The organism is Roseovarius sp. YIN77 (assembly GCF_057219155.1).
This window is the reverse complement of the sequence record NZ_JBXVVI010000029.1, coordinates 1-20503: the sequence shown is the minus strand read 5'-3', so window position 1 is coordinate 20503 and position 20503 is coordinate 1. Positions and strand designations below refer to the sequence as shown.

Annotated in this window: 18 protein-coding genes and 1 pseudogene; 13 read left to right on the top strand and 6 right to left on the bottom strand. The window is 49.5% G+C overall.

Annotated elements, in window-relative coordinates; genetic code table 11:
- Positions 1–158: 158 nt before the first annotated feature.
- The gene (locus tag AC2D8P_RS15790; protein ID WP_484703765.1) at positions 159–548 is read left to right on the top strand and encodes a tyrosine-type recombinase/integrase; all 390 of its coding nucleotides are present in this window, start codon (positions 159–161) and stop codon (positions 546–548) included.
- A 316-nt stretch (positions 549–864) separates the two neighbouring features.
- On the opposite strand, the gene AC2D8P_RS15785 is transcribed toward AC2D8P_RS15790, so the two are convergent.
- Genes AC2D8P_RS15785 through gmd form a run of 3 tightly spaced genes read right to left on the bottom strand, consistent with a single transcriptional unit; the run spans position 865 to position 4393 of the window.
- A complete protein-coding gene (locus AC2D8P_RS15785; RefSeq protein WP_484703764.1) occupies positions 865–2280 on the bottom strand; it encodes a mannose-1-phosphate guanylyltransferase/mannose-6-phosphate isomerase in 1416 nt (471 codons plus the stop codon).
- A gap of 16 nt (positions 2281–2296) precedes the next feature.
- A complete protein-coding gene (fcl, locus tag AC2D8P_RS15780; RefSeq protein WP_484703763.1) occupies positions 2297–3271 on the bottom strand; it encodes a GDP-L-fucose synthase in 975 nt (324 codons plus the stop codon).
- A complete protein-coding gene (gene gmd / locus AC2D8P_RS15775) occupies positions 3272–4393 on the bottom strand; it encodes a GDP-mannose 4,6-dehydratase (protein ID WP_484703762.1) in 1122 nt (373 codons plus the stop codon). It abuts the gene before it with no gap.
- A gap of 568 nt (positions 4394–4961) precedes the next feature.
- On the opposite strand from gmd, the gene AC2D8P_RS15770 reads away from it, so the two are divergent.
- The 6 genes from AC2D8P_RS15770 to AC2D8P_RS15745 all read left to right on the top strand — a co-directional run bounded on the left by AC2D8P_RS15770 (position 4962) and on the right by AC2D8P_RS15745 (position 10898).
- Entirely contained in the window at positions 4962–5810 is an 849-nt protein-coding gene (locus AC2D8P_RS15770) for an ABC transporter permease (RefSeq protein WP_484703761.1), read from the top strand.
- Complete coding sequence (locus AC2D8P_RS15765) at positions 5810–7063, top strand: ABC transporter ATP-binding protein (RefSeq protein ID WP_484703760.1); 1254 nt, start codon at positions 5810–5812, stop codon at positions 7061–7063. The genes AC2D8P_RS15770 and AC2D8P_RS15765 overlap by 1 nt, the downstream gene beginning before the upstream one ends.
- 210 nt (positions 7064–7273) lie before the next feature.
- A complete protein-coding gene (locus AC2D8P_RS15760) occupies positions 7274–7858 on the top strand; it encodes a sulfotransferase domain-containing protein (protein ID WP_484703759.1) in 585 nt (194 codons plus the stop codon).
- 176 nt (positions 7859–8034) lie between these two features.
- Complete coding sequence (locus AC2D8P_RS15755; protein ID WP_484703758.1) at positions 8035–8871, top strand: class I SAM-dependent methyltransferase; 837 nt, start codon at positions 8035–8037, stop codon at positions 8869–8871.
- 192 nt (positions 8872–9063) lie between these two features.
- Entirely contained in the window at positions 9064–10170 is a 1107-nt protein-coding gene (locus AC2D8P_RS15750; RefSeq protein WP_484703757.1) for a glycosyltransferase, read from the top strand.
- Positions 10167–10898, top strand: coding sequence for a glycosyltransferase family 2 protein (locus tag AC2D8P_RS15745; RefSeq protein ID WP_484703756.1), 732 nt, complete (start codon positions 10167–10169; stop codon positions 10896–10898). The genes AC2D8P_RS15750 and AC2D8P_RS15745 overlap by 4 nt, the downstream gene beginning before the upstream one ends.
- 57 nt (positions 10899–10955) lie before the next feature.
- Here AC2D8P_RS15745 and AC2D8P_RS15740 read toward each other — a convergent pair whose 3' ends face one another.
- Together AC2D8P_RS15740 and AC2D8P_RS15735 are read right to left on the bottom strand one after the other, a co-directional pair.
- Positions 10956–12866 (bottom strand): glycosyltransferase, encoded by a 1911-nt coding sequence (locus tag AC2D8P_RS15740; protein WP_484703755.1) that lies wholly within the window; start codon positions 12864–12866, stop codon positions 10956–10958.
- Positions 12867–12879: 13 nt separating this feature from the next.
- A complete protein-coding gene (locus AC2D8P_RS15735) occupies positions 12880–13599 on the bottom strand; it encodes an FkbM family methyltransferase (protein WP_484703754.1) in 720 nt (239 codons plus the stop codon).
- Between the two features lie 129 nt (positions 13600–13728).
- Here AC2D8P_RS15735 and AC2D8P_RS15730 point away from each other — a divergent pair, with 129 nt between their 5' ends.
- Positions 13729–13947 carry an integrase core domain-containing protein gene (locus AC2D8P_RS15730; RefSeq protein ID WP_484703766.1) on the top strand — a complete coding sequence of 73 codons (219 nt, stop codon included), beginning with the start codon at positions 13729–13731 and terminating at the stop codon, positions 13945–13947.
- Between the two features lie 266 nt (positions 13948–14213).
- Here AC2D8P_RS15730 and AC2D8P_RS15725 read toward each other — a convergent pair whose 3' ends face one another.
- Positions 14214–15320 carry a glycosyltransferase family 4 protein gene (locus AC2D8P_RS15725; RefSeq protein WP_484703753.1) on the bottom strand — a complete coding sequence of 369 codons (1107 nt, stop codon included), beginning with the start codon at positions 15318–15320 and terminating at the stop codon, positions 14214–14216.
- A 343-nt stretch (positions 15321–15663) separates the two neighbouring features.
- On the opposite strand from AC2D8P_RS15725, the gene AC2D8P_RS15720 reads away from it, so the two are divergent.
- From AC2D8P_RS15720 to AC2D8P_RS15700, 5 genes and pseudogenes are all read left to right on the top strand, one after another.
- Positions 15664–16638: a glycosyltransferase family 2 protein gene (locus AC2D8P_RS15720; protein ID WP_484703752.1), complete on the top strand. Its 975-nt coding sequence runs from the start codon at positions 15664–15666 to the stop codon at positions 16636–16638.
- An 88-nt stretch (positions 16639–16726) separates the two neighbouring features.
- Positions 16727–16912 (top strand): annotated as a pseudogene (locus tag AC2D8P_RS15715) (IS200/IS605 family transposase); the annotation flags it as partial.
- Positions 16913–17295: 383 nt separating this feature from the next.
- Entirely contained in the window at positions 17296–18633 is a 1338-nt protein-coding gene (locus AC2D8P_RS15710; RefSeq protein ID WP_484703751.1) for an arylsulfotransferase family protein, read from the top strand.
- Positions 18634–18679: 46 nt separating this feature from the next.
- Complete coding sequence (locus tag AC2D8P_RS15705) at positions 18680–18913, top strand: hypothetical protein (protein ID WP_484703750.1); 234 nt, start codon at positions 18680–18682, stop codon at positions 18911–18913.
- Positions 18910–20379, top strand: a complete 1470-nt coding sequence (locus tag AC2D8P_RS15700; protein WP_484703749.1) for a sulfotransferase — start codon at positions 18910–18912, stop codon at positions 20377–20379. Before AC2D8P_RS15705 ends, AC2D8P_RS15700 begins: the two co-directional genes overlap by 4 nt.
- The last annotated feature ends 124 nt before the right edge of the window (positions 20380–20503 follow it).

Sequence of the window (20503 nt, the reverse complement as noted above, 5' to 3'; positions counted from 1 at the left end):
TGGTACAACCCCTCTCGCCGACACTCGGCATTGGGGTATAAGTCACCCATCAACTACGAAAGGACCGCCGCTGAAGGGCTGGAATCTCTAAGCCCATAACCGTCCTTCAAACCGGGGGGACTCCAGATATAGAATTCCGCGATGACGGGACATTGAGGGTGATCATTCGCCGAAGCAAGGCTGATCCATTCGGTCAGGGGCGGATTGCATTCACTTCTGTATGTACCGCAAGCCTCGTTCGTGACTGGCTAGAATGGCGCGGGCCGCATATCACCTACCTCTTTTGTCCCATCTATCACGGCAAAGCGCTTCAACGCAGCTTGAGCACAACGACGGTAAAAAACCTGATAAAAACCTCCGCGAAAAGTGCTGGACTAAATTCTGATGAGATCGATGGTTTCAGCGGCCATTCGCTTCGCGTCGGGGCGGCTCAGGATTTGTTACGTGCTGGTTTTGATACTGCTGCGATCATGAGGGCAGGGGGATGGAAATCGGTGAATGTTCTGACGCGATATCTGGAAATGGCTGAACACAATGTGTGGGAGTAGAAAGAGGGTCGAAGGAAAGAGGAAGATAAAAAAAGCGACGGATATTGGGCACTCAAGCAATAATTGATTCCGATTGACGGATCTCCAGCCGCTGGAAGCTACACCGAGTTGGCCATACAACTTCAAATTTAGCTAAAGAGATTGGCTTAAAACGTTCAAGTTCAATCAAGGAGGAGAGATGCCGCAATTTATTCTCTGTGCTGGGTTCGATGCCGCGGTAATCAAGAGGGCAGGGGGGAAGTCCGTGAATATCTTGACGCGCTTTCTGGAAATGGCCGAGTACATTCTGTAGATTTAGGTCGCTAATCGACCGCGCTCAGTCGCGAGCATAAATGTCCTCATATCGGATGATGTCATCTTCGCCGAGATAGGAGCCGGTCTGGACTTCAATCAATACCATCGGGAGTTTGCCTGGGTTTTCCATCCGATGAACGGCTCCAAGGGGGATGTAGACTGACTGGTTTTCGCTAACCAGTTTCACTTCATCATCGATCGTGATCTTGGCGGTGCCTTCAACCACGATCCAATGTTCCGCGCGGTGATGGTGGCTTTGCAGGCTCAGTGCTGCACCTGGATGTACCACAATGCGTTTTACTTGAAACCGGTCACCGATTGCCAAGCTTTCGAACCAGCCCCAAGGGCGGTGGTCTTTGGGAAAGGTTTCCGCTTGCTTGGACTGCTTTTCCTTCAGTGCACCCACGGCGTGTTTGACATCCTGAGCGCGGTTTGCATCTGCGACAAGCACAGCGTCGGGCATCGCGACAGTGATAATATTTTTGAGGCCAATGCCTATAACTTCAAGGGAGTTGTCTTCGGAGCGTAGCAGTGTGTCGTCGCAATCAATAGCTGTCGCATTACCGGCCGTGCCAACACCGCGTTCGTCGCGCGCTCCTTCTCGCCAAACGGCATCCCAGCCCCCTAGGTCCGACCAACCTGATGAGTAAGGTACGACAGAGAGATTATCGGCCCGCTCCATCACGGCATAATCGATCGAGATATTTTCGGCCCCAGCCCAGGCTGTGGGATCCAGGCGAAAAAAGTCCAGGTCGAATTTGCCGTGTTCGACAGCGGATATCACTGGGGAGATCAAATCGGGCGCATGGCTGCGGAACGCTTTGAGGATGGTTTTGACCGAAAATAGAAAGATACCGGAATTCCAAAGGTATCGATCGTCAGCTAGCATGGCTTCGGCCTTAGCAGCGTCTGGCTTTTCTACAAAGCGCTTGAGTACCACGGGCGATGTTCCGTTTATCTCTCCATTGAGCTCCAGATAGCCGTAACCGGTTTCTGGATGGGTTGGGGTAATGCCGAAGGTCACGAGTTGCCCGAATTGAGCGGCTTCGGTTCCAGCTTCGACTGCAGATCGGAACGTGTGGGGGTCAGAGACAACGTGATCGGAAGGTGCAACCAGCATGAGAGCGTCCGGATTATTTCGTTCCAACCAGATCGCAGCAGCCAAAATGGCCGGTGCTGTGTTGCGTCCTTCGGGTTCAATCATGATGGCACCTGGGTCGATGCCAATCTCGGTCAGTTGCTCGGAAACGATGAAGCGGAAGTCAGAATTTGTGAGGACCAGTGGGGCTGCAAACCTATTGCCAGATAGTCTTTGTGCGGAGGCCTGAAACAATGATGTTTCGCCGGTTAGCGGTGAAAACTGCTTAGGATAACTTTTGCGTGATAGAGGCCAAAGTCGTGTGCCGGAGCCGCCACAGAGAAGAACAGGAGTAATCATCGAAAATTCCCTAAAATCAATTTTTGCGCAGGTCTTTGGCGCTTTGCTTCAAAAACCATTCATAGGTTCCTTGAATGCCGTCTTCTAGTGGGATCGAATGGCTCCACCCAAGGCGCGCCAAACGAGTAACATCCATCAGTTTCCGCGGCGTGCCATCAGGTTTGGAGTTATCAAAGACTAGACGACCTTTGAACCCTGTAACACGCGCAACGATTTCGGCCAGTTCACGAATGGTGACATCGGTGCCAGAATCCACATTAATATGGCTAAGCATGTCCTGTGTTTCGCGACTATATGAATCCACATCGAGGTCCATTACAAAGAGTGAAGCCGCCGCCATGTCATCCACATGTAAGAACTCGCGCATAGGAGTACCGGTTCCCCAAATGACAACTTCAGTGACGCCATTTTGGGCGGCTTCGTGGAAGCGACGGATCAGCGCGGGCAGAACATGGCTGTTTTCGGGTTGAAAGTTGTCTCCAGGTCCGTAAAGGTTCGTTGGCATGACAGAACGGCAGTCTGTTCCATACTGCCGGTTATAGCTTTCACAAAGTTTAATCCCGGCTATTTTCGCGATTGCGTAAGGCTCGTTCGTGGATTCGAGTCTGCCCGTCAATAGAGCATCCTCACGCATTGGTTGCTCCACCAGTTTGGGGTAGATACAGGAAGATCCGAGTTGCAAAAGCTTTGTGACCCCGGATTCATATGATTGGTGTATCACGTTTGCTTCGATCATCAGGTTTTCATAGATGAACTGTGCGGGGTTGGTATTATTGGCGACGATGCCACCCACCTTGGCAGCCGCCAAGATTACTTGATCCGGTCGCTCTGATTGCATGAAGTCGCGGACAGCTTGCTGGTCCGTTAGATTAAGCTCTGAACTGCTCCGGATGATAAGGCTAATATCCCCACCAGCGTTCTTACGGGCTTGTAGCTGGCGCATTATTGCACCGCCAACCATACCCCTATGCCCTGCAACAAAAATTTTCATTTAGTTCTCAGTTGAAACCGGCAAGTCCATGCCATGCTCCTTTAGAAGAGCATGGCGTTGTGCGGTTTTGAGGTCTTTGGACACCATTTCAGCGCACATTTCCTGAACTGTAATTTTTGGCTCCCAGCCAAGTATCGATTTGGCTTTGGACGGATCTCCCAACAAAGCCTCAACTTCAGCGGGACGGAAATAGTGCGGATCGATACGCATTATGACATCCCCGGGATTCAGAGCTGGTGCCTTGTCCCCCTCAATGGCAGCAACGGTTGCAATCTCCTTTGTTCCTTCACCTGAAAACTCCAAGGAGACACCAAGCTCTGTTGCTGACCACTCGATGAATTGACGTACTGAGTGCTGAAATCCAGTCGCAATCACGAAATCCTCAGGCTGGTCCTGTTGAAGCATCATCCACTGCACTCGGACATAGTCTTTAGCATGGCCCCAGTCCCGTAAAGCATCGATATTACCCATGTAGAGGCAATCCTCTAGGCCTTGTGCAATGTTGGCTAGGCCACGCGTGATTTTACGCGTGACGAATGTCTCTCCGCGTCGGGGGCTTTCGTGGTTAAACAAAATACCGTTGCATGTGTACATTTCATAAGCTTCTCGATAATTTACGGTAATCCAGTAGGAATAGAGCTTGGCGACCGCGTAAGGGCTGCGCGGGTGGAAAGGAGTGGTTTCCCTCTGCGGAGTTTCTTTCACCAACCCATAAAGCTCAGATGTAGACGCTTGATAGAAGCGTGTTTTATTTTCCAAGCCGAGGAACCTTATCGCTTCCAATAGGCGTAACGTTCCCATGGCATCCACGTCTGCCGTATATTCAGGGGCCTCGAAACTTACGGCAACATGGCTTTGGGCTCCGAGGTTGTAGACTTCATCAGGCTGAACATTTTGGATTATCCGAGTGAGATTGGAACTATCCGTCAGGTCACCATAGTGAAGTATAAATTTCGCGTGATCAGTGTGCGGGTCTTCGTAAATATGATCAACGCGCTGCGTGTTGAACGAGGAAGCACGTCGTTTGATTCCGTGAACTTCATAACCTTTTTCTAACAAGAATTCTGCTAGATAAGAGCCATCCTGCCCTGTGATTCCGGTAATGAGCGCGCGTTTTGTCATTGTTGCCTATATGGTTTCAATTTTTCATTTTTGCTGGCTTTGATCCGGATGGTGAATTGCTGATCTGGTAGTTCGAGAATATTCTCAGCTCTTAAACTTAGGATGCCTTAGCCACCAAATATGTCGGCCGAAAGATTTCCACGTCCACCCTAGGCTACTTCATTACTTGAGGGAATAGTCTTCATAGCAAACATGGCTCGAAAGAAACCGGAAATAAAACGGGATAATGCCACGGTCTCGACCGATAATCTCCTTCAGATCTGATTGTAATTGCAGTATAGATTGGTTCGAAGCGGGGAGCGTCTGTTCGCAGATGAATGTTACGAAAGCGTTCATCTTACCTCAGGCAGATTTAGTCTAACATGATGGAGTTACTCTTCAGAACGTGCTATGAACAGTGGTTTTCTGTTGCAGCAGTGAAAGGTTGTTGCTTAAACTATCCTTGCCCACAATCTGAGGCTTCGTAGGGTGCCTCTCTGCCTTGAAATTGATCCAATGTGGGGCGAACGGGTGAGCTTGTGTCGAGAAAGGTCGGAACGTTGAAACAAAGAGTGGCTGTCTGATAATAATGACAAATATCACCGAACCGCTTGTTTCCCGCCGTATCGTTCTTGAACCGGGGCGCTCAGAAGCGCAGTATTGGCAGGAATTGTGGCACTACCGCGAATTATTCGCAATCCTTGCCTGGCGTGATATCGCTGTTCGCTACAAACAAACGGCGATCGGATTTTCATGGGCGCTAATCCGACCATTCTTGACCATGGTTGTCTTCACTGTAGTCTTCGGGAAAGTTGCGCAGTTGCCGTCCGACGGCAGCACACCCTATGCAGTGATGGTCTTTGCCGGAATGCTGCCATGGTTTCTTATCTCCAGTATTTTGTCGGATGCCTCCGGCAGCCTGATCTTGAATAGCGCGCTGGTTGGAAAGATTTATTTTCCGCGCATGATCTTACCAAGCGCGACTGCCGTTGTGGCGCTGGTGGATTTTCTGATCAGCTTTGTAATTCTAGCCGGAATAATGATCTGGCACGCCCATCTACCCGACCTACGCATCCTGACGCTTCCGTTTTTCGTATTTCTCGCCCTTGTGACAGCATTAGGCCCGGCGTTAATTCTATGTTCGTTGAATGTGAAATATCGCGATTTTCGGTATACTGTGCCGTTTCTAGTTCAGTTCGGGCTTTACATCTCGCCCGTCGGATTTTCCAGTTCGGTTATCTCGGACGGTTGGCGACTGATCTACGGATTGAATCCCGTTGTTGGCGTCATTGATGGATTCCGCTGGTGCCTGCTGGCTGGTGAAAGCCAATTCCACTGGCCCAGTTTCATGACAAGCGTCTCGGTTGCTGGATTTTTAATGTGGTTGGGCATCCGCACTTTCCGTCGGGCGGAGCGCAGCTTTGCGGACCTAATCTGATGAACGATGTCGCCATCCGCGCCGAAGGCCTTGGCAAGAGTTACATGATTGGCCACAAAACCGGCCAAGAAAGCTACACGACACTACGCGAAGTCATGGAGCGGCAGGCCCAAGAGCTTTGGCGATCTGCGCGCAGCATGGCTCGGGGCAAGGCCATTGTTCCAGGCGATTGCCTGGAGGAGTTCTGGGCGCTGCGCGACGTTAATTTCAACATTCGAAAGGGAGAGGTCGTTGGCATAATTGGCCGCAATGGCGCAGGCAAATCGACACTTCTCAAGGTGCTGTCACGTATCACCGAGCCATCTGCTGGGCGTGTCGTTATTGACGGCCGAGTGGCCAGCCTGCTTGAAGTAGGCACCGGGTTCCATCCCGAATTGACCGGTCGCGAAAATATATATCTGAACGGATCGATCCTTGGCATGACCCGTGCGGAGATCCGTCGTAAATTCGAAGAGATTGTGGACTTTGCCGGTATTGAGCGCTTCCTAGATACACCGGTAAAACGCTACTCAAGTGGTATGTACGTGCGTCTCGCCTTTTCGATCGCAGCGCATCTTGAGCCTGAAATCCTCGTGGTGGATGAGGTGCTGGCAGTCGGCGATGCCGAGTTCCAGAAAAAGTGTCTGGGCAAGATGAAGGAAGTCTCAGGAGGTGGCAGAACAATCCTGTTCGTCAGTCATAATTTGGCGGCAGTGCAGGCGCTATGTTCTAAAGCAATCCTTATACAAGATGGCGTAGCAATAGCGGAAGGGAATACACGGCACATTATCTCTACGTACATGTTGAAATCCGGAGTTGGACATGAGTTTGATCTTGGTGCAAATCAGAAGAAAGGACAGAAATTAGTCCGCCTCGGAACCGCGAAGGTAGACCTTTCCGATCCTGAAAAAGTCAAGCTGACATTAGGCTTCGATGTATTACAGGAAGTTCACAACCTAAGAGTTGGATTTATACTCCGCGCCAATAACGGAGAAGATATATTCGAAGCATACGATACAGATAGCGCAGCGACAAAGCGAACAGTCAAGCCCGGCAAATACACTTCAAATTGCGGCATCCCTGCAAGATTTCTTGGATCTGGAGAGTATCACATTTCGATAAATGTTGGCATACCAAATTACTTGAACTTTAGGTATGCTGAAGATTGTATATCATTTAAATTGCTGGCATCTCACATAGATGGAATTTCTTCCATATCCCGGCGCGGAGTCTGCAATCCATTTCTCAATTGGGAAAGGGTGAACGCGACATGAATGGCTTCAATCCAATACACGCTGTGCAGGAAACCTTAGAGAGGTTCGTATTTGAAAGGTACAACATAGAGAAATTTGTAAATGCAAGCCATCAAGATATAGTAATCTCAGGGTTTCCCAAGAGCGGCAATACTTGGATGCAAAAATATTGTCTGTGCTCTTAAGTATGGAGTTGATGTATCAGCTGCTCCTGATTCCATCGTTCAGGATTTGATCCCTGATCTTCACTCATCTAGGGTGTCAAAGTGCCACAGTCCTAGTATGTGCTTCAAATCGCATTATTTGCCGCGTGAGGACTTCAAAAAGGTTATTCATCTTATCCGCGACGGCCGGGATGTATTGGTCTCATATTTTCATTACCGGAGAGCTCTCGGATACTGTGGAAGTATGGATGACCTGTTGTCAGAGGTGCACCCGCTTTACAAAAATTGGGCGCAGCATTTTGTACACTGGCGCGCCAATCCTTTTGGGTGCAATATATTACAAATTCGATATGAACGGCTTTTGGATGACAGCGAGTCTGAGTTTCAGAATATTGCTAACTTCCTAGAATTGGACGTATCGCCGGAGAGAATTCGAGACACAATTCAGTGGACATCACTATCAAGTTCGAAATCGAGGGAGAAACGGTTAGGGTGGGATAACTCTCTGTGGCCGAAGGACGAAATGTTCATACGACGTGGAGTCTCACGGTCGTTTCTCGATGAGCTACCCAAACGCAACATTGTGGAGTTCGAAAAAAGGTTCGGAAAAGAACTCATAGCGGCTGGGTATGATCTCGTTAGTGATGTATGAGGTTTTGTGTGGTGAACTTTCTAAAGGAATATAACTCGACATGGTAGTTTTTCAATGCTGTGGCATTCTTGTTGCATGGAGTTAAATGCGCGTTGCTTTTTTAAGCTGGCGAAGCTTGCCATAGCCGCTAGATTTCTGCCTTTGACCACAAATGTCGAATTCTTAGGATGCGGGAAATGATCGCAGTGCACGAAATAGTTTCGCGGTGGCAAAGTCAATTTGGCATCGACGTTAGCCCGTTGTTAGATGGCATAGATCACATCGAGGTCAAGCTGGATCCGAAAACTGGCCTTGAAATATTTCATCCGCCAGTTGTGGGTGATGCAAACCTGTATGAGGCTTTGATTGCCTTCCCATGGTATTATCTTGATGACAAGTGGGAATATGGGCAGGCATTGTCAAATATTGACAAACCTATTCGAGCGCTTGAAGTCGGTTGTGGACAAGGAGCTTTCTTGAAGAAATTGCGGGCCGCAGGTTGTGATGGGATTGGATTGGAATTGAATCCGATGGCTGCAGGAAGAGCATCCGAGTCAGGCCTGGATGTCCGAATGCAAATATTGCAAAATTTCCTTTTGGACAATGAAAGCGAATTCGATCGCGTTTATTCATTCCAGTTGCTTGAACACGTAGTTGATCCCATCGGTATGCTGCGCGATATGGTAAAAAAGGTCAGGTCTGGTGGCATGATATGCTTCGCTGTTCCCAACTCGGACAGCTTCATTTCCAAGAGTGTTAACATACTTGATTTGCCCCCACATCACGTTTCTCGCTGGCGGCCTTCGTCGATTGAGAAGATAGGCTCATCTATTGGGGCAAGAAAAATTTCAATATATGAGAGTCCGCTAGAGCCAATTCACTTTGATTGGTGGATCCAAGCCGTGCTCGGTAGAATTCCCGGGAGTCAGTTCTTTTTGAAGGCCGGGCTGGGCGCATTGATTAAGACAAGCTTACAGCTTGGCGGAGCCCGGAGGGTCAAGGGGCATTCTGTGTACGCGGAATTTTTAATGTAGCAGATGAGCTCGGTTCTACATATATCACATTCCGACACTGCAGGTGGTGCCGCTCTTGCGGCTTACCGCCTCCATATGGCTCTTGGGGCGGCGGGTGTGACATCCCGCAAGGTCGTGGGGCGCAAGTCGGGAGGAGATTGGGCGGTATCCGAGATTCCCGCGGTTGAAGGATTCTGGAGGCGGGGATGGCGGATGCTGGATACGGTGCGGCTGGCCATGGAACGGGAGAGGACAGCGCGACAGATTTCTGTCGATCTTGATTTTTTTTCTGATGACCGCGTCCCAGGGCCCGACCCTCTGACGTCCCTGCCCGCGACCGATGTGATACACTTACACTGGGTGGCGAATCTGGTCGACTGGCGTCGGTTTTTCGCGCGCTTGCAACACGGACAGCCGGTGGTCAGGACGCTGCACGACATGAATCCTTTCACCGGCGGGTGTCATTACTCTATGGGATGCGAGCGGTATCATGCTCTGTATGGAGCATGTCCGCTGTTGGGTTCGCCACGAAACGCTGATCTGACGCGGCGTATATTTGCGCGTAAGGCGGCCGCGTTAACAACTCTGGATTGTGAAACGACCCGTATTGTTGCCCCCAGCTCGTGGCTGGCAGAGGAGGCGCGGCGTAGCTCATTACTTGGCCGCTTTGAGGTAGATATCATTCCGAATGGAGTTGATACAGATGTATTTCGCCCTAGAGCCCGCTGGGCTGCCCGAGAAGTATTTGGCCTTCCGCAGGACCGCCCGGTGTTGATGTTTGCTGCGGACCATGTCGACAATCGCCGCAAGGGCTTTGATCTACTGCTTGCCGCGTTGGCAAGGCTTCCGGAAGACAATAAGGTGGTTCTTGCGGCAATAGGCGGCCGGGCGGCAAGTTTGCCGAGCGAGGTCGTTGCGATTGGTCGGATCGAGAGCGAGCGGTTGATGTCATTTGCGTATAACGCAGCGGATGCGTTTGTTCTTCCAACGCGGTCCGACAACTTGCCCAATGTGCTTCTTGAAGCGTTGGCCTGTGGCCTGCCCTTGGTATCGTTCGATCTGGGCGGGATTTCTGACGTGGTGCATCCGGGCAAGACAGGCGAATTGGCAACCGCCGAAGATCCAGATGATCTTGCGCGGGCCATTCTGCGAGCCTTGGAATGTGAGCGACCCGAGGTTCGGGACCACCGCAGACAAGTAGCAGTCAAGACTTATTCAAGCGCAGTGACAGCTAATAGATATGCCGCGCTTTATAAATCTTTGGCTTCTAGGACTGCGGATGCTGCCTTGTCGGAGCGCGGCAAGGCGGCTCAAATATGAAAAACGGGGTGCGGCTTTCCATTGTCACGGTTATTCTGAACGACCGGGAAGGATTTCTGAGAACGGCGCAGAGCCTTGTACCCCAGCTTGAACCCGATGTGGAGTGGATCGTCATTGACGGAGCCTCGACCGACGGAACGCAGGAGGCAATCGACGCGCATCGCGCGCATATATCCACCCTGATCTCTGAACCCGATCGCGGGATCTATGACGCAATGAACAAGGGCGCAGCCCTTTGTTCAGGTGAATACGTGGTCTTCATGAATGCCGGCGACCTATTTACCGAAAAAGCGATTGCTGTTGTGCTTGACCACATTGGCGACTCCAGCGGGGGGGAAGTGCTATGTGGCGATTGGTACGTGATCGACGACAGCGCCGCGATCCTGAAAACAGCGCAACCGGACCTCATCACAACGTACATGAGCTTGAGCCACCAGGCGACATTTGTACCTTTGGAAATGTTTCACAAATTTGGCGGTTATTCGGACAAATACAAGTTGGCCGCCGACTATGATTTATTGGTGAAGATGGCGTGCAAAGGCGTGCAATTCAATACGATAGGCACGCCCCTGGTGCATTACTACAGGGGGGGGGCGACCGATAAAAGATACCTGACAAGCGTATCCGAGGCCATCAAGATCCTGTGGGCCAACCATAGCCCCCATCGACTGGCCGGCACCCGATTTTATGCCGAATCCTCATTGCGGCACCTGATTAGCGGAAAATGACATCCAAGAAACCTGCTGGAAACACTTCGAAACCGGTGCCAGGTATCTGAGTGTCAATTACATTTGTGAAACTCGTGCGGAAAAAGCTGATTTTGCGGATTGAATGATCTCGTCAAATCGTTTGGAGTACCCGTCTGCACCAAAGTTCGCCGCAATGACTAAGGACCTGGCTTCAAGTTCTTGACGGAAGGCTTGGTCGGACAAAAGCCGCCACAGTAAATTTGCGAACGCCTCTGTCGTATCCGCCCGGGGGTAATCGATCTCGCCCAAGCCGCGCAGACCGACGCTGGTCGTGACAATCGCCTTGCCATAGGACATGGCCTCGACGGTTTTTATGCTTGTGCCTTCTCCGCTTTGCAAAGGTACTGTCACCAATTTGCTTCCTGTATACAGCGGTGCCAGATCATCGACGATCCCCAGAAAATGAACGGATTCTCGACCCTTGAACTTCCGCACAGATGCCATGTTTGATACCGCACCAGCAACAACTAGGGTCCTTGGGTGCGGGAGTCTGGGAATGACATCGTCAATCAGCCAAGTCAGTGCTTTTGCGTTGTGGAAATTACTATGCCCGACGAAAAGCAAATCGAACGACTGGTTTTCAGTTCCAGCGAAAACCGGCGTTGCCGTACCTGCGGCGCGCCAAGCTTCGTGCAGTGTTGCGGGGGTGGAGGGCTTTGCCGCATCAGCACGTATCTCAAACCCGCCGACGTTGTAGTGAACCCGGCTTGGTTCCAGTTCAGATCGCAGGAAGGCAGCATCGCTCTCACTGATCGCGATCAGCGCATCTGCCGTCGAAAGTTGATCCAATTCAGCGCGAATATCTCCGGGGTGTACTTCGTTACCCGATTGCACAGCCCATTGCCGGGACTGAATGTCATGGGTTTCGCAGATTACCGGAAAGGACCGTGGCAACGCGGCAATCAATTGCATCGTCCAGCAGTAGTTGACAATTGCGTATTTAATCCGCCCCCTCCGGGCGAGGGAAACAAGATCGGGATGTGGTGTCAAGTGACGGTAGCGATCCATAAACTTGCCAAAGTTTCCAAGGCCGTAGGCTCCAAACCAGGGGTCATAGCCACGGCGATCAGAGTAGGCGTGAAGATTGACCTCAATCACCGATGCTAAAGGGTAACGCAACAACATATCCCGAAAATACTGTGATCTTGACGCTCCTTGTGAAACAGTCAGATACGCTAAAATGATCGATTCGCCACGATCGGTTAGGTATTTCAACTGTCGGTCAAGAACCGTCGCGTTACCGGCTGGCTCTCTCAGCAGAAAATCGTCTGCCATTACAAGGACTACATCCGGCGATTGATCCGCGGATGGTGAGTCGCTCACTCGGTCGTACAGTATATTCGCGATGTATTCGGGTGCGTCGCTTGCGTCAAAAGCAAGGATGTGCCGTTGTGCGGACTGCCAGTGCGTTTTAGACTTTTCAGATGTGTCTAGCAGCGCGACTGTTGGAAATGTGCAGTTTGAAAGCCTTGCTGTTTCGAACTCTTGGATGTCCTTATAGTGCGGGCCCGAAAGCACAATCAAGTCCGCTGTTTTTAAAGTCTCGGGACCCGATATTGCCCAGTGATCCAGATATTTAAGAGCCGTGTGTGTAGAAACAGACCGACGCAGAGTTCGGAGAATCGAGAATGCCATTCTAGTGAAAAGCCCGTTTGGCTTTGTCTTCAGAAGCTGTCGATAAATGTATTCGAAACAAAAATTGAATGCGCGCACGCAGAAAATTAAGACATGCATTGGCCGAGACCAAATCTCGACCGCTTTGCCTCTCTGGCGTGAACAAGGAGCGCAATACTGAACCGATACAGCCCTTTGTTTTTGAAGGTTTCGGATCACCGCCTCGGTCTGCGGGCCAATCTCTCGCTGAAAAACAAAAATGCTAATGTCTGTGTTGACACATTCCCTGAAACGCAGAGGTTTGTCGCCTTTTTCGCTATAGTGCTCTGCCATTGGGGGTCTCGGTCTAATTATTGGGCTCTGCTAAAAAGTAAAATTCGTGCTCCCAAGTGGCTGCAAATTCACCCGGCGAAATGGCGGCGCCATCGTTAAGCCAATGCTCAAGTGTAAAAAGTGAATAATTCAGTTCCGAGAAGAACTGCTCAAAATCCTTGGGTTCTACGCCATAGTGGGAAGATGATTTGAAACCCGCCTCGAAAACGATCACTGGTTTGTCTGTTGCGATCAATTCACGCCCCCCAACGAGCGTGTCATACTCCCCACCTTCGATGTCAATTTTTAGAAATCTGATCGGAATGTTGTCAGTGATAGTGTTCGATAGAGTTGTGACGTCTACGCTGATCTGTTTGATTTTTGGATTGCTGCGGTCATAGGTTCGTTTCTTCAGTCCACTATATCTATCATCATTGATGACATGATTGAAAGACGCCTGGCCAACTTCGCACGATACCGCCATTTGAATAACGTCTACTTTTGGGAACCGCTTTCGTAGTTTTTCTGCAAGCGCGGGGATGGGTTCAAACGCAATATGGGGACCGTATGGGGCGGCTTTCAGGATTGTCTGGAGGATCAGGCCTCGGTTGCACCCGATGTCTACGCCGCGATCCTCTGGTCTCAATACGCGGTAAATGATCTGTTCAGTCAAATCGTCATAGACTTGGTTTTGATCAAAATGATTTTGCCGCATGCCAAAAAGGGCCAATATTTTACGTAACGCGTTTATCATGATCTGGTAGCATCCCGTTTTAGGAAGATTAGTTCGCACTACTTGAGTGATCTAGTTTTATTGTTAGTGCATAATTGCCCCTTGGTCCATTAAGACGATGGTTTCCAAGGATGAGGATGCGCTGAAGCTATTGCGCGAGATCGATGTGAAAGATTCAACGGAACATTGAGGCGAGAGGTTCTGAACGCCGAGTGGCTCCACAGCACAAGGCAAGCCCAAGTCGCAATCAATACGTGGCTCAGACAATACAACCAGATCAGACCACATCATGCCCTCAACATGCGTCCTCCGGTCCCAGAAACCTTATTAGAGAAACCACAAATTACTGGTATTGAAACTAGGGGCTAGACACTCCGATACCACATAAATAGTGGTACAGTTTAGGAGGCTAAGACACACGTTTGATTCCACTGCCTTCGACCCCATGACTGTTGTGAATTCTGTCTCAAACTTCTCGAGCAAGCGTTTCTTGCAGGAAATGGAAGAAGCGATCGTTGAAGCTGAAGGTGCCGTTCTGGACTGCCGAACTGCGTCAGCGAAATGATGGTGTATAGAGCCTGATTATGGCAGGGTGTTTCTGTAATTGTACAATGGGCAGGGTGGCTGTGTTGCCGTTAGGTGGTTTCATCCACCAAAAGCTTTGCCAATTTTGCCGCGGAACGTTTCCATGTAAATTTGCCGGACTGTTTCTTACCCTTTTGCACGAGGACGTCACGCAAGGCATCATCGTGAGACAGTTTGTCCATGGCGTCCATCCATTCCTGAGAGTTCAATGGATCTGCATAAAGGGCTGCATCTCCGCAAACTTCCGGAACAGCACCCCCTGTTGTTGCAATTACGGGGCAGCCACAGGACATCGCTTCCAATGGCGGCAGACCGAAGCCCTCTGTCAGGGAGGGGAAAACAAGAGCTCTGGCGTTTTGGTAGAGCGCCTTAAGTTCTTCGTCGGTAGTGCGGCCAACAAAGTGAACGTTTTTCCCTTCTGGAACAACGTCGCCTTTGAACACGGCGATACCGGTGCTTCCCGAAATCACCAAGGGCATGGACTTGTCCGTACGCCTGTCAGAAGCTTTGACCAGCATTTGGATATTTTTATATGGGGCCTGTGATCCGATTGCTAAAAAATACTGACCTTTCTTGAGATTATGGAGTTCGAGAAAACTTTCATTAACCGAGATTGATTCAAAGTGATCCGCGCCATTGTACAATACTTTTGCTTTCCCCTTTGGAAATACCCCATATTCTTCAAGCTCATTTTTTGAATATTCAGATACTGTTAAGAGTACCTGACTCCTCCGTGCCAAAATAGGAAGAAGAATTCGATATAGCATGCGAAAAGTCAAAGTATATGAAGCACTTTGTGTAAAGACCTGAGCGTCATGGATCATGATCACTTGTTTTCTGCTCCATAGCGGGCCCGCGTTGCAAAGGCTAAGTAACCAACCGCCATTCAGTTTCCAAGGAAGTTCTAGTTGTTCCCACAATAGCCCTGAAAATCTTGAAGGGTGGATTTTATCAAGCGCCACGAGCTCATCGACCTTTGCGTTTTGTCCAGCGATGGGCGCTGAAGGGAGGGCCATTTTCAAATCTGTTTTCGACTGGGTTTCCTTCAAGTGTATTGATAGGGCTACTGACAGTTCCATCGCTACTCGGGCGACGCCCATGGCAGGCCAATTCAAGAAGCGACCGTTCAGGATGAGTGTATTTTTGTTGTGCCGCATTTTAAATCTTGGAAGTTCTTCTAATTATTGTACTAGGTCGAACCGGATAGCAATCTGTAATATTTGATAATTCATGATTTCCACACCGGTCAAATCGCTAGAAGTTGGTTTTCTTCAATCGCGAGTGGCTACAAAAAAAATCGGCTAAAACGTTTCTTTAAGGGGTTGGGTCGTTAGCTGTTCTCTGGATGGCGCCTGCATTGGTATATGCGTGCTGCATTACTAAAACGGTTGTTTCTTAACTGACACGGTAGCGAGTTTTTTGATCCAGGCGAACCATGCATGTTGAAATTCAAGTTTGAATGTCAATGATGTTGGGAATTCATTAGAAACGAGAGCGTTTGTGGAAAAAACCATCGAAGCAAAACCCAACCCCTTTCTTGGTTCAACGGATAACGCCGAAGAAAGCATCGCTGTGGTCATCCCGTGTCACAACGAAGCGACCGAGATCAGCAAAGTAGTGGCGGATTTTCGAAACTTCTTACCCGACGCAAAGATTTATGTTTACGATAACGCTTCAACTGATGAGACGGCTAAGATTGCCCGCCGGGCAGGCGCAGTGGTGCGGGTTGAGCCATGCAAAGGAAAAGGTCATGTTGTACGGCGTATGTTTCGGGATGTCGACGCGGACATTTTTGTAATTGTAGACGGCGATAACACATATGATGCTTCGGTTGCACCAAGTATGATCGAGCAGCTCAGGCGGGATCAATTGGATATCGTAATTGGAAAACGCAATCATACCTCAAACGCTGCTTATCGGCGAGGCCACAAAATAGGCAATCGCTTGCTAACAAAATTTGTTGTGCATCTGTTTGGTTACGGCGTGAAGGATATGCTCTCAGGTTATCGAATTATGTCACAGCGTTTCGTCAAGAGCTTTCCAGTTAGCACCTCTGGATTTGAAATCGAAACCGAGATGACCATTCATATGCTACAAATCGATGCGCCTTTCGCCGAAGTCGATACCCACTATTCCGAACGCACACCGGATTCATCCAGTAAGTTGCGTACAATCCCAGATGGCGTACGAGTTGTACGAGTTATGTGCGCCCTTCTGATATTAGAGCGGCCGATACTCGTTTTTGGCAGCTTCAGCGCGCTGGCACTGGTATTTTCCCTTTTCATGTTTATTCCAGTGTTGGACGGCTATATGCAAACTGGCTTGGTCACTCGGATACCGACATTGATTGTCAGTGTTGCTCTTGGATTGATTGGTTTGCTATCCATCTTTGCCGGCCTTATCCTGTCAGGTGTCGCTCGCGCAGCTCGGGACATGAAGCGCTTAGCTTATCTGGGGCTTAAATCATTAAACTAAATCCGTTTTAGCATCCAAGCTTTGGTGCAAACCTTTCGACTTCCAGTATGACACCGGCAAGCATTGTGTTTTCTATCATTGCTATCACATCGTCTGGTCGACCAAGTATAGCTATAAAGTTCTGACTGGAGATTGGCGTCTGCGGGGTCGCGACATCTGCCGTTAGGTGTGTCGGGAGAACGAGGTCGACATCTAGCGCGGGGTGCTGTTGAGCGACCATGTCCATGTGCTCGTATCTGAGCCGCCTATTTGCCATCGGCTGTGCCTATCCAACTCGTCTATCCCCAAAGCAAACTCGTTGCCCCGAAAGTAAGGACATTTCTGGATTTTTCAGCGGATAGATTAAAGGCTGAGATAGGGGAGGCTGAACTGGTTATCAAATAAAAGGATCGGCATGTGACGCGTTTGGTCTGAGAATTTTATGAGAGCGATCAGAAGGTGAAAGCGGCCGTAGAGTGCTCAAGTGCAATAAGGGACAGCGTCATGTCCTTTTGGCAGCACTCTTTAATACAGTGGATGCTTTCCGCTCGATAAGTCTCACAATTGACAAGCTTCGAAAGGTCATCAATTGTTTCATTGAGGCTTTTAATATACAGCATAATGAGAATGAACCCATTCTTTTCATTGGAATATCACGTGTCTTTAAGGAATTAATGATTGATTAGTAGGGCTGTATTTCTCTTTAGTATTGCATTCTCTAGTTTGGCGGGTGCTTTTTGTTACGGCGTTCTTGCTGAGCGAGCTAATTTGTTTCCCCTCCCGCAAATTAGGGCCTCCTATCAACTGGTTAATGGCGATTTGAATATCAATCCACGCCTCCAGCATTTGCAACCTTCGAGAGGACAAGGTAACGGTGTGATGATTAACACCACGACTGATAGAGAATCCCTTGTTTTAATGGCTGGCTTTTTCGATGACGAAAACCAGATTCGTATCATTAGTAGGGATGGTGCACTGGTAAAGAAATGGCCACTTAACTACTTTGAGCACTTCCCTGATCCAGACGAACGCGCTTGTAACCTTTTTACACCGCTACTGGCGGATACTCATGGCGTGCATGTGACCCCTAAGGGAGAAGTTGTTTTCAATTACGAATACTGCGGCACAGTTAAACTAGACCATTGCGGTGACATAAAATGGGGTATAGGCCGAAAAACGCACCACTCCCTCGTCCCAGCTGCACAAGGTGGATATTGGGTATTGGGTGCTGACGCGTGGCATGCGAGAGAATACCCCAACCGATTGCCTCCGTTCTCCAGTCCAGCAACAGATGAAGTGATACTGGAGGATACCATCATGCTGGTGAGCGAGGAGGGTAAGATTCTGAATGAATTCTCCATTCCCCAACTCATAATAGACAACGGACTCGGTGCATTGTTGACTGCAAATGGCGAACCATTTGGTATGGAACACATCAAACGGACGGATATTGTGCACGCAAATCAAGCCACAGAATTATCGGCAGCGATGGCTGACGCATTCCCACTGTTCCAAGTCGGCGATATCGCTGTTTCCATGCGCACGTTGAACTTGGTAATTGTACTGGACCCGGAAACGAAGGTTATAAAATGGCACCAGACTGGGCCATGGATACGCCAACATGATGCCGAGTTCCGCCCTGATGGTAGGATATCTATCTTCAACAACAATGCATACGGGACGGCGTATACGCAAAATATGGTTGACCTGAGCGCACCGTTCACGACAAACATTATAGTGGTGGATCCGGTGAGCCGAGAAACTGAGGTGATCTTCGGTGAGCAGCCGGGACAGGAAATGCTATCCGTAATACGTGGTCAGCATCAAATTATAGGCGACAGCGGATTACTAATCACCGAATTCGATGCAGGGCGTGTCATCGAGGTTGACGGCAGCGGACGTATTGTTTGGGAGTATGTTAATTTCTACGATGAAGATAACGTAGGTGAGATTACCAATGCCGCGATCCTTCCGGCGGACTACTTTCAAGTCGAGTGGAAGAGCTGTGATCAATGAAGCAACCAGATGTGGGATTTGGTTGAGAAAACCGAAGGATGCCAGAATGACGTTTAATCTCCGCAAAGAAATCACCTTTGCTTCCGCCCTGCTAGTTGCCGCCCTTCCGAACACTGCATTTGCCTACATTGGCCCGGGCGCCGGGCTCGGCGCAATCGCTGTGACGATCACCATAGGTATTGGCATTCTTTTTCTGCTGGCGGGGCTGGTGTGGTATCCGACTAAACGACTCTTGAAGAGAAATAAGGCCAAAAATAAGGTGAAAGACGGATCTGAATGATCCCCGAGATTGTAGTCTCATTGCTTGCTACCTCAGCCTTCGCTTATGTATTTTGGAAGTCTACGGTTATTCAGGTTGCAAACAAATCGTTGAAAGCCGTTATGGTAGGCGTCTCAGCGATGATGGACAGCGAACTCGATGACGCTGCGAAGGAAGTTGCAGTGCGGAACGCTGGCCTTGGATTAATTGTTTCCGCCTTAAATATTTTAGGGCGCCTAGGCGCCGCCTTGTTGGCGGCGGCCGCGCCAATTCTATTCGCTGATATGATTACTCTCACCTCAAGAGATGTGGTGTTTGACCTCATGTTCCATTGGGAATACATTCTCTTGGTTACAGTTATTGGTATGCTGCTGTCTGCATTCGCTCGCCACAGGCGAGCTTCAAGAGTTGAAGTAACGGCCGACCTGAATCGCTATTCCGCTGCGGATCGTTTCTTTCACATGTTGGCGTTTTCCAGTCCTGCTGTCCTAAAGAATATTTCTTCCATTGAGGATCGCATAATGCCTGGTGCGACCCTCGAGCCGTCAGGCCCGCCAATCTTCATTACATCTTTGGCCCGAGGGGGGACGACGGCTCTTTTGAACGCGCTCTACGACATTCCTGGAATCGCAACGCAAACCTACAAGGACATGCCATTCCTGACCGCGCCGACCCTCTGGAATCATCTTTCCAGAGGCGGAAGTCGCGGTGTCGAGCGCCGTGAACGCGCGCATGGAGACGGCCTCCAGATTGATCTCAACAGTCCGGAAGCGTTCGAAGAAGTGATCTGGAAGCTATTTTGGCCCGAGAAGTATGCACAGGCCGGAGTTCATCTATGGGATTCGGACGACAGGGATGCCGATGCAGAACGATTTCTCACTCGGCATATGACTAAGGTAATACATGCACGCCATTTCCAGAATTCCGATACTTCTTCTGGAGTGTTGCGGTATTGCTCTAAGAACAATGCAAATATCGCTCGCATTCCATATTTGATTGAGACTTTCCCCGGTTGTCGGATTGTTGTTCCGATTAGGCATCCCGGTGCTCATGCTGCTTCGTTGCTTCGTCAACATAAAAACTTTACCAAGCTGCAGGCAAAAGACGCTTTCATACGTCGATACATGCGCGACATAGGACATTTTGAATTCGGTCTAACTCATAAGCCCATTTTGTTTCCCGAAGTCACTTCGAACAGTTACGACCTTTTCTCAGGAGACTACTGGCTGAAGTACTGGATTCACGTCTTTGGACAGATTTTAAAGCATCGCGAAAACTGTATTTTTATTCTCCAAGATGCACTTCGATCATCTCCTCAGAGCAGCATGGAGAGCTTGTGCGCCGCTTTGGACCTGCGCCCTGGTGCAATGGAATTCTTACGCTACTTCCATTCGAATCAGGATCAGTCATTGCCAGAGCAATATAATCCAATACTGTATGATGAGGCTGAGGATTTGTATCGCAAGTTCAGTGATATTGTGGGCTAATTGGAGTTCCCCCGGTTTGATGGACACTTTTTCATCGATGAAGGAGAATGTTTTTCATGCCGAGAACGAGGAACCCGTACCCTGCGGAATTCAGGGATCAAATGGTCGCGCTGGTGCGAACCGG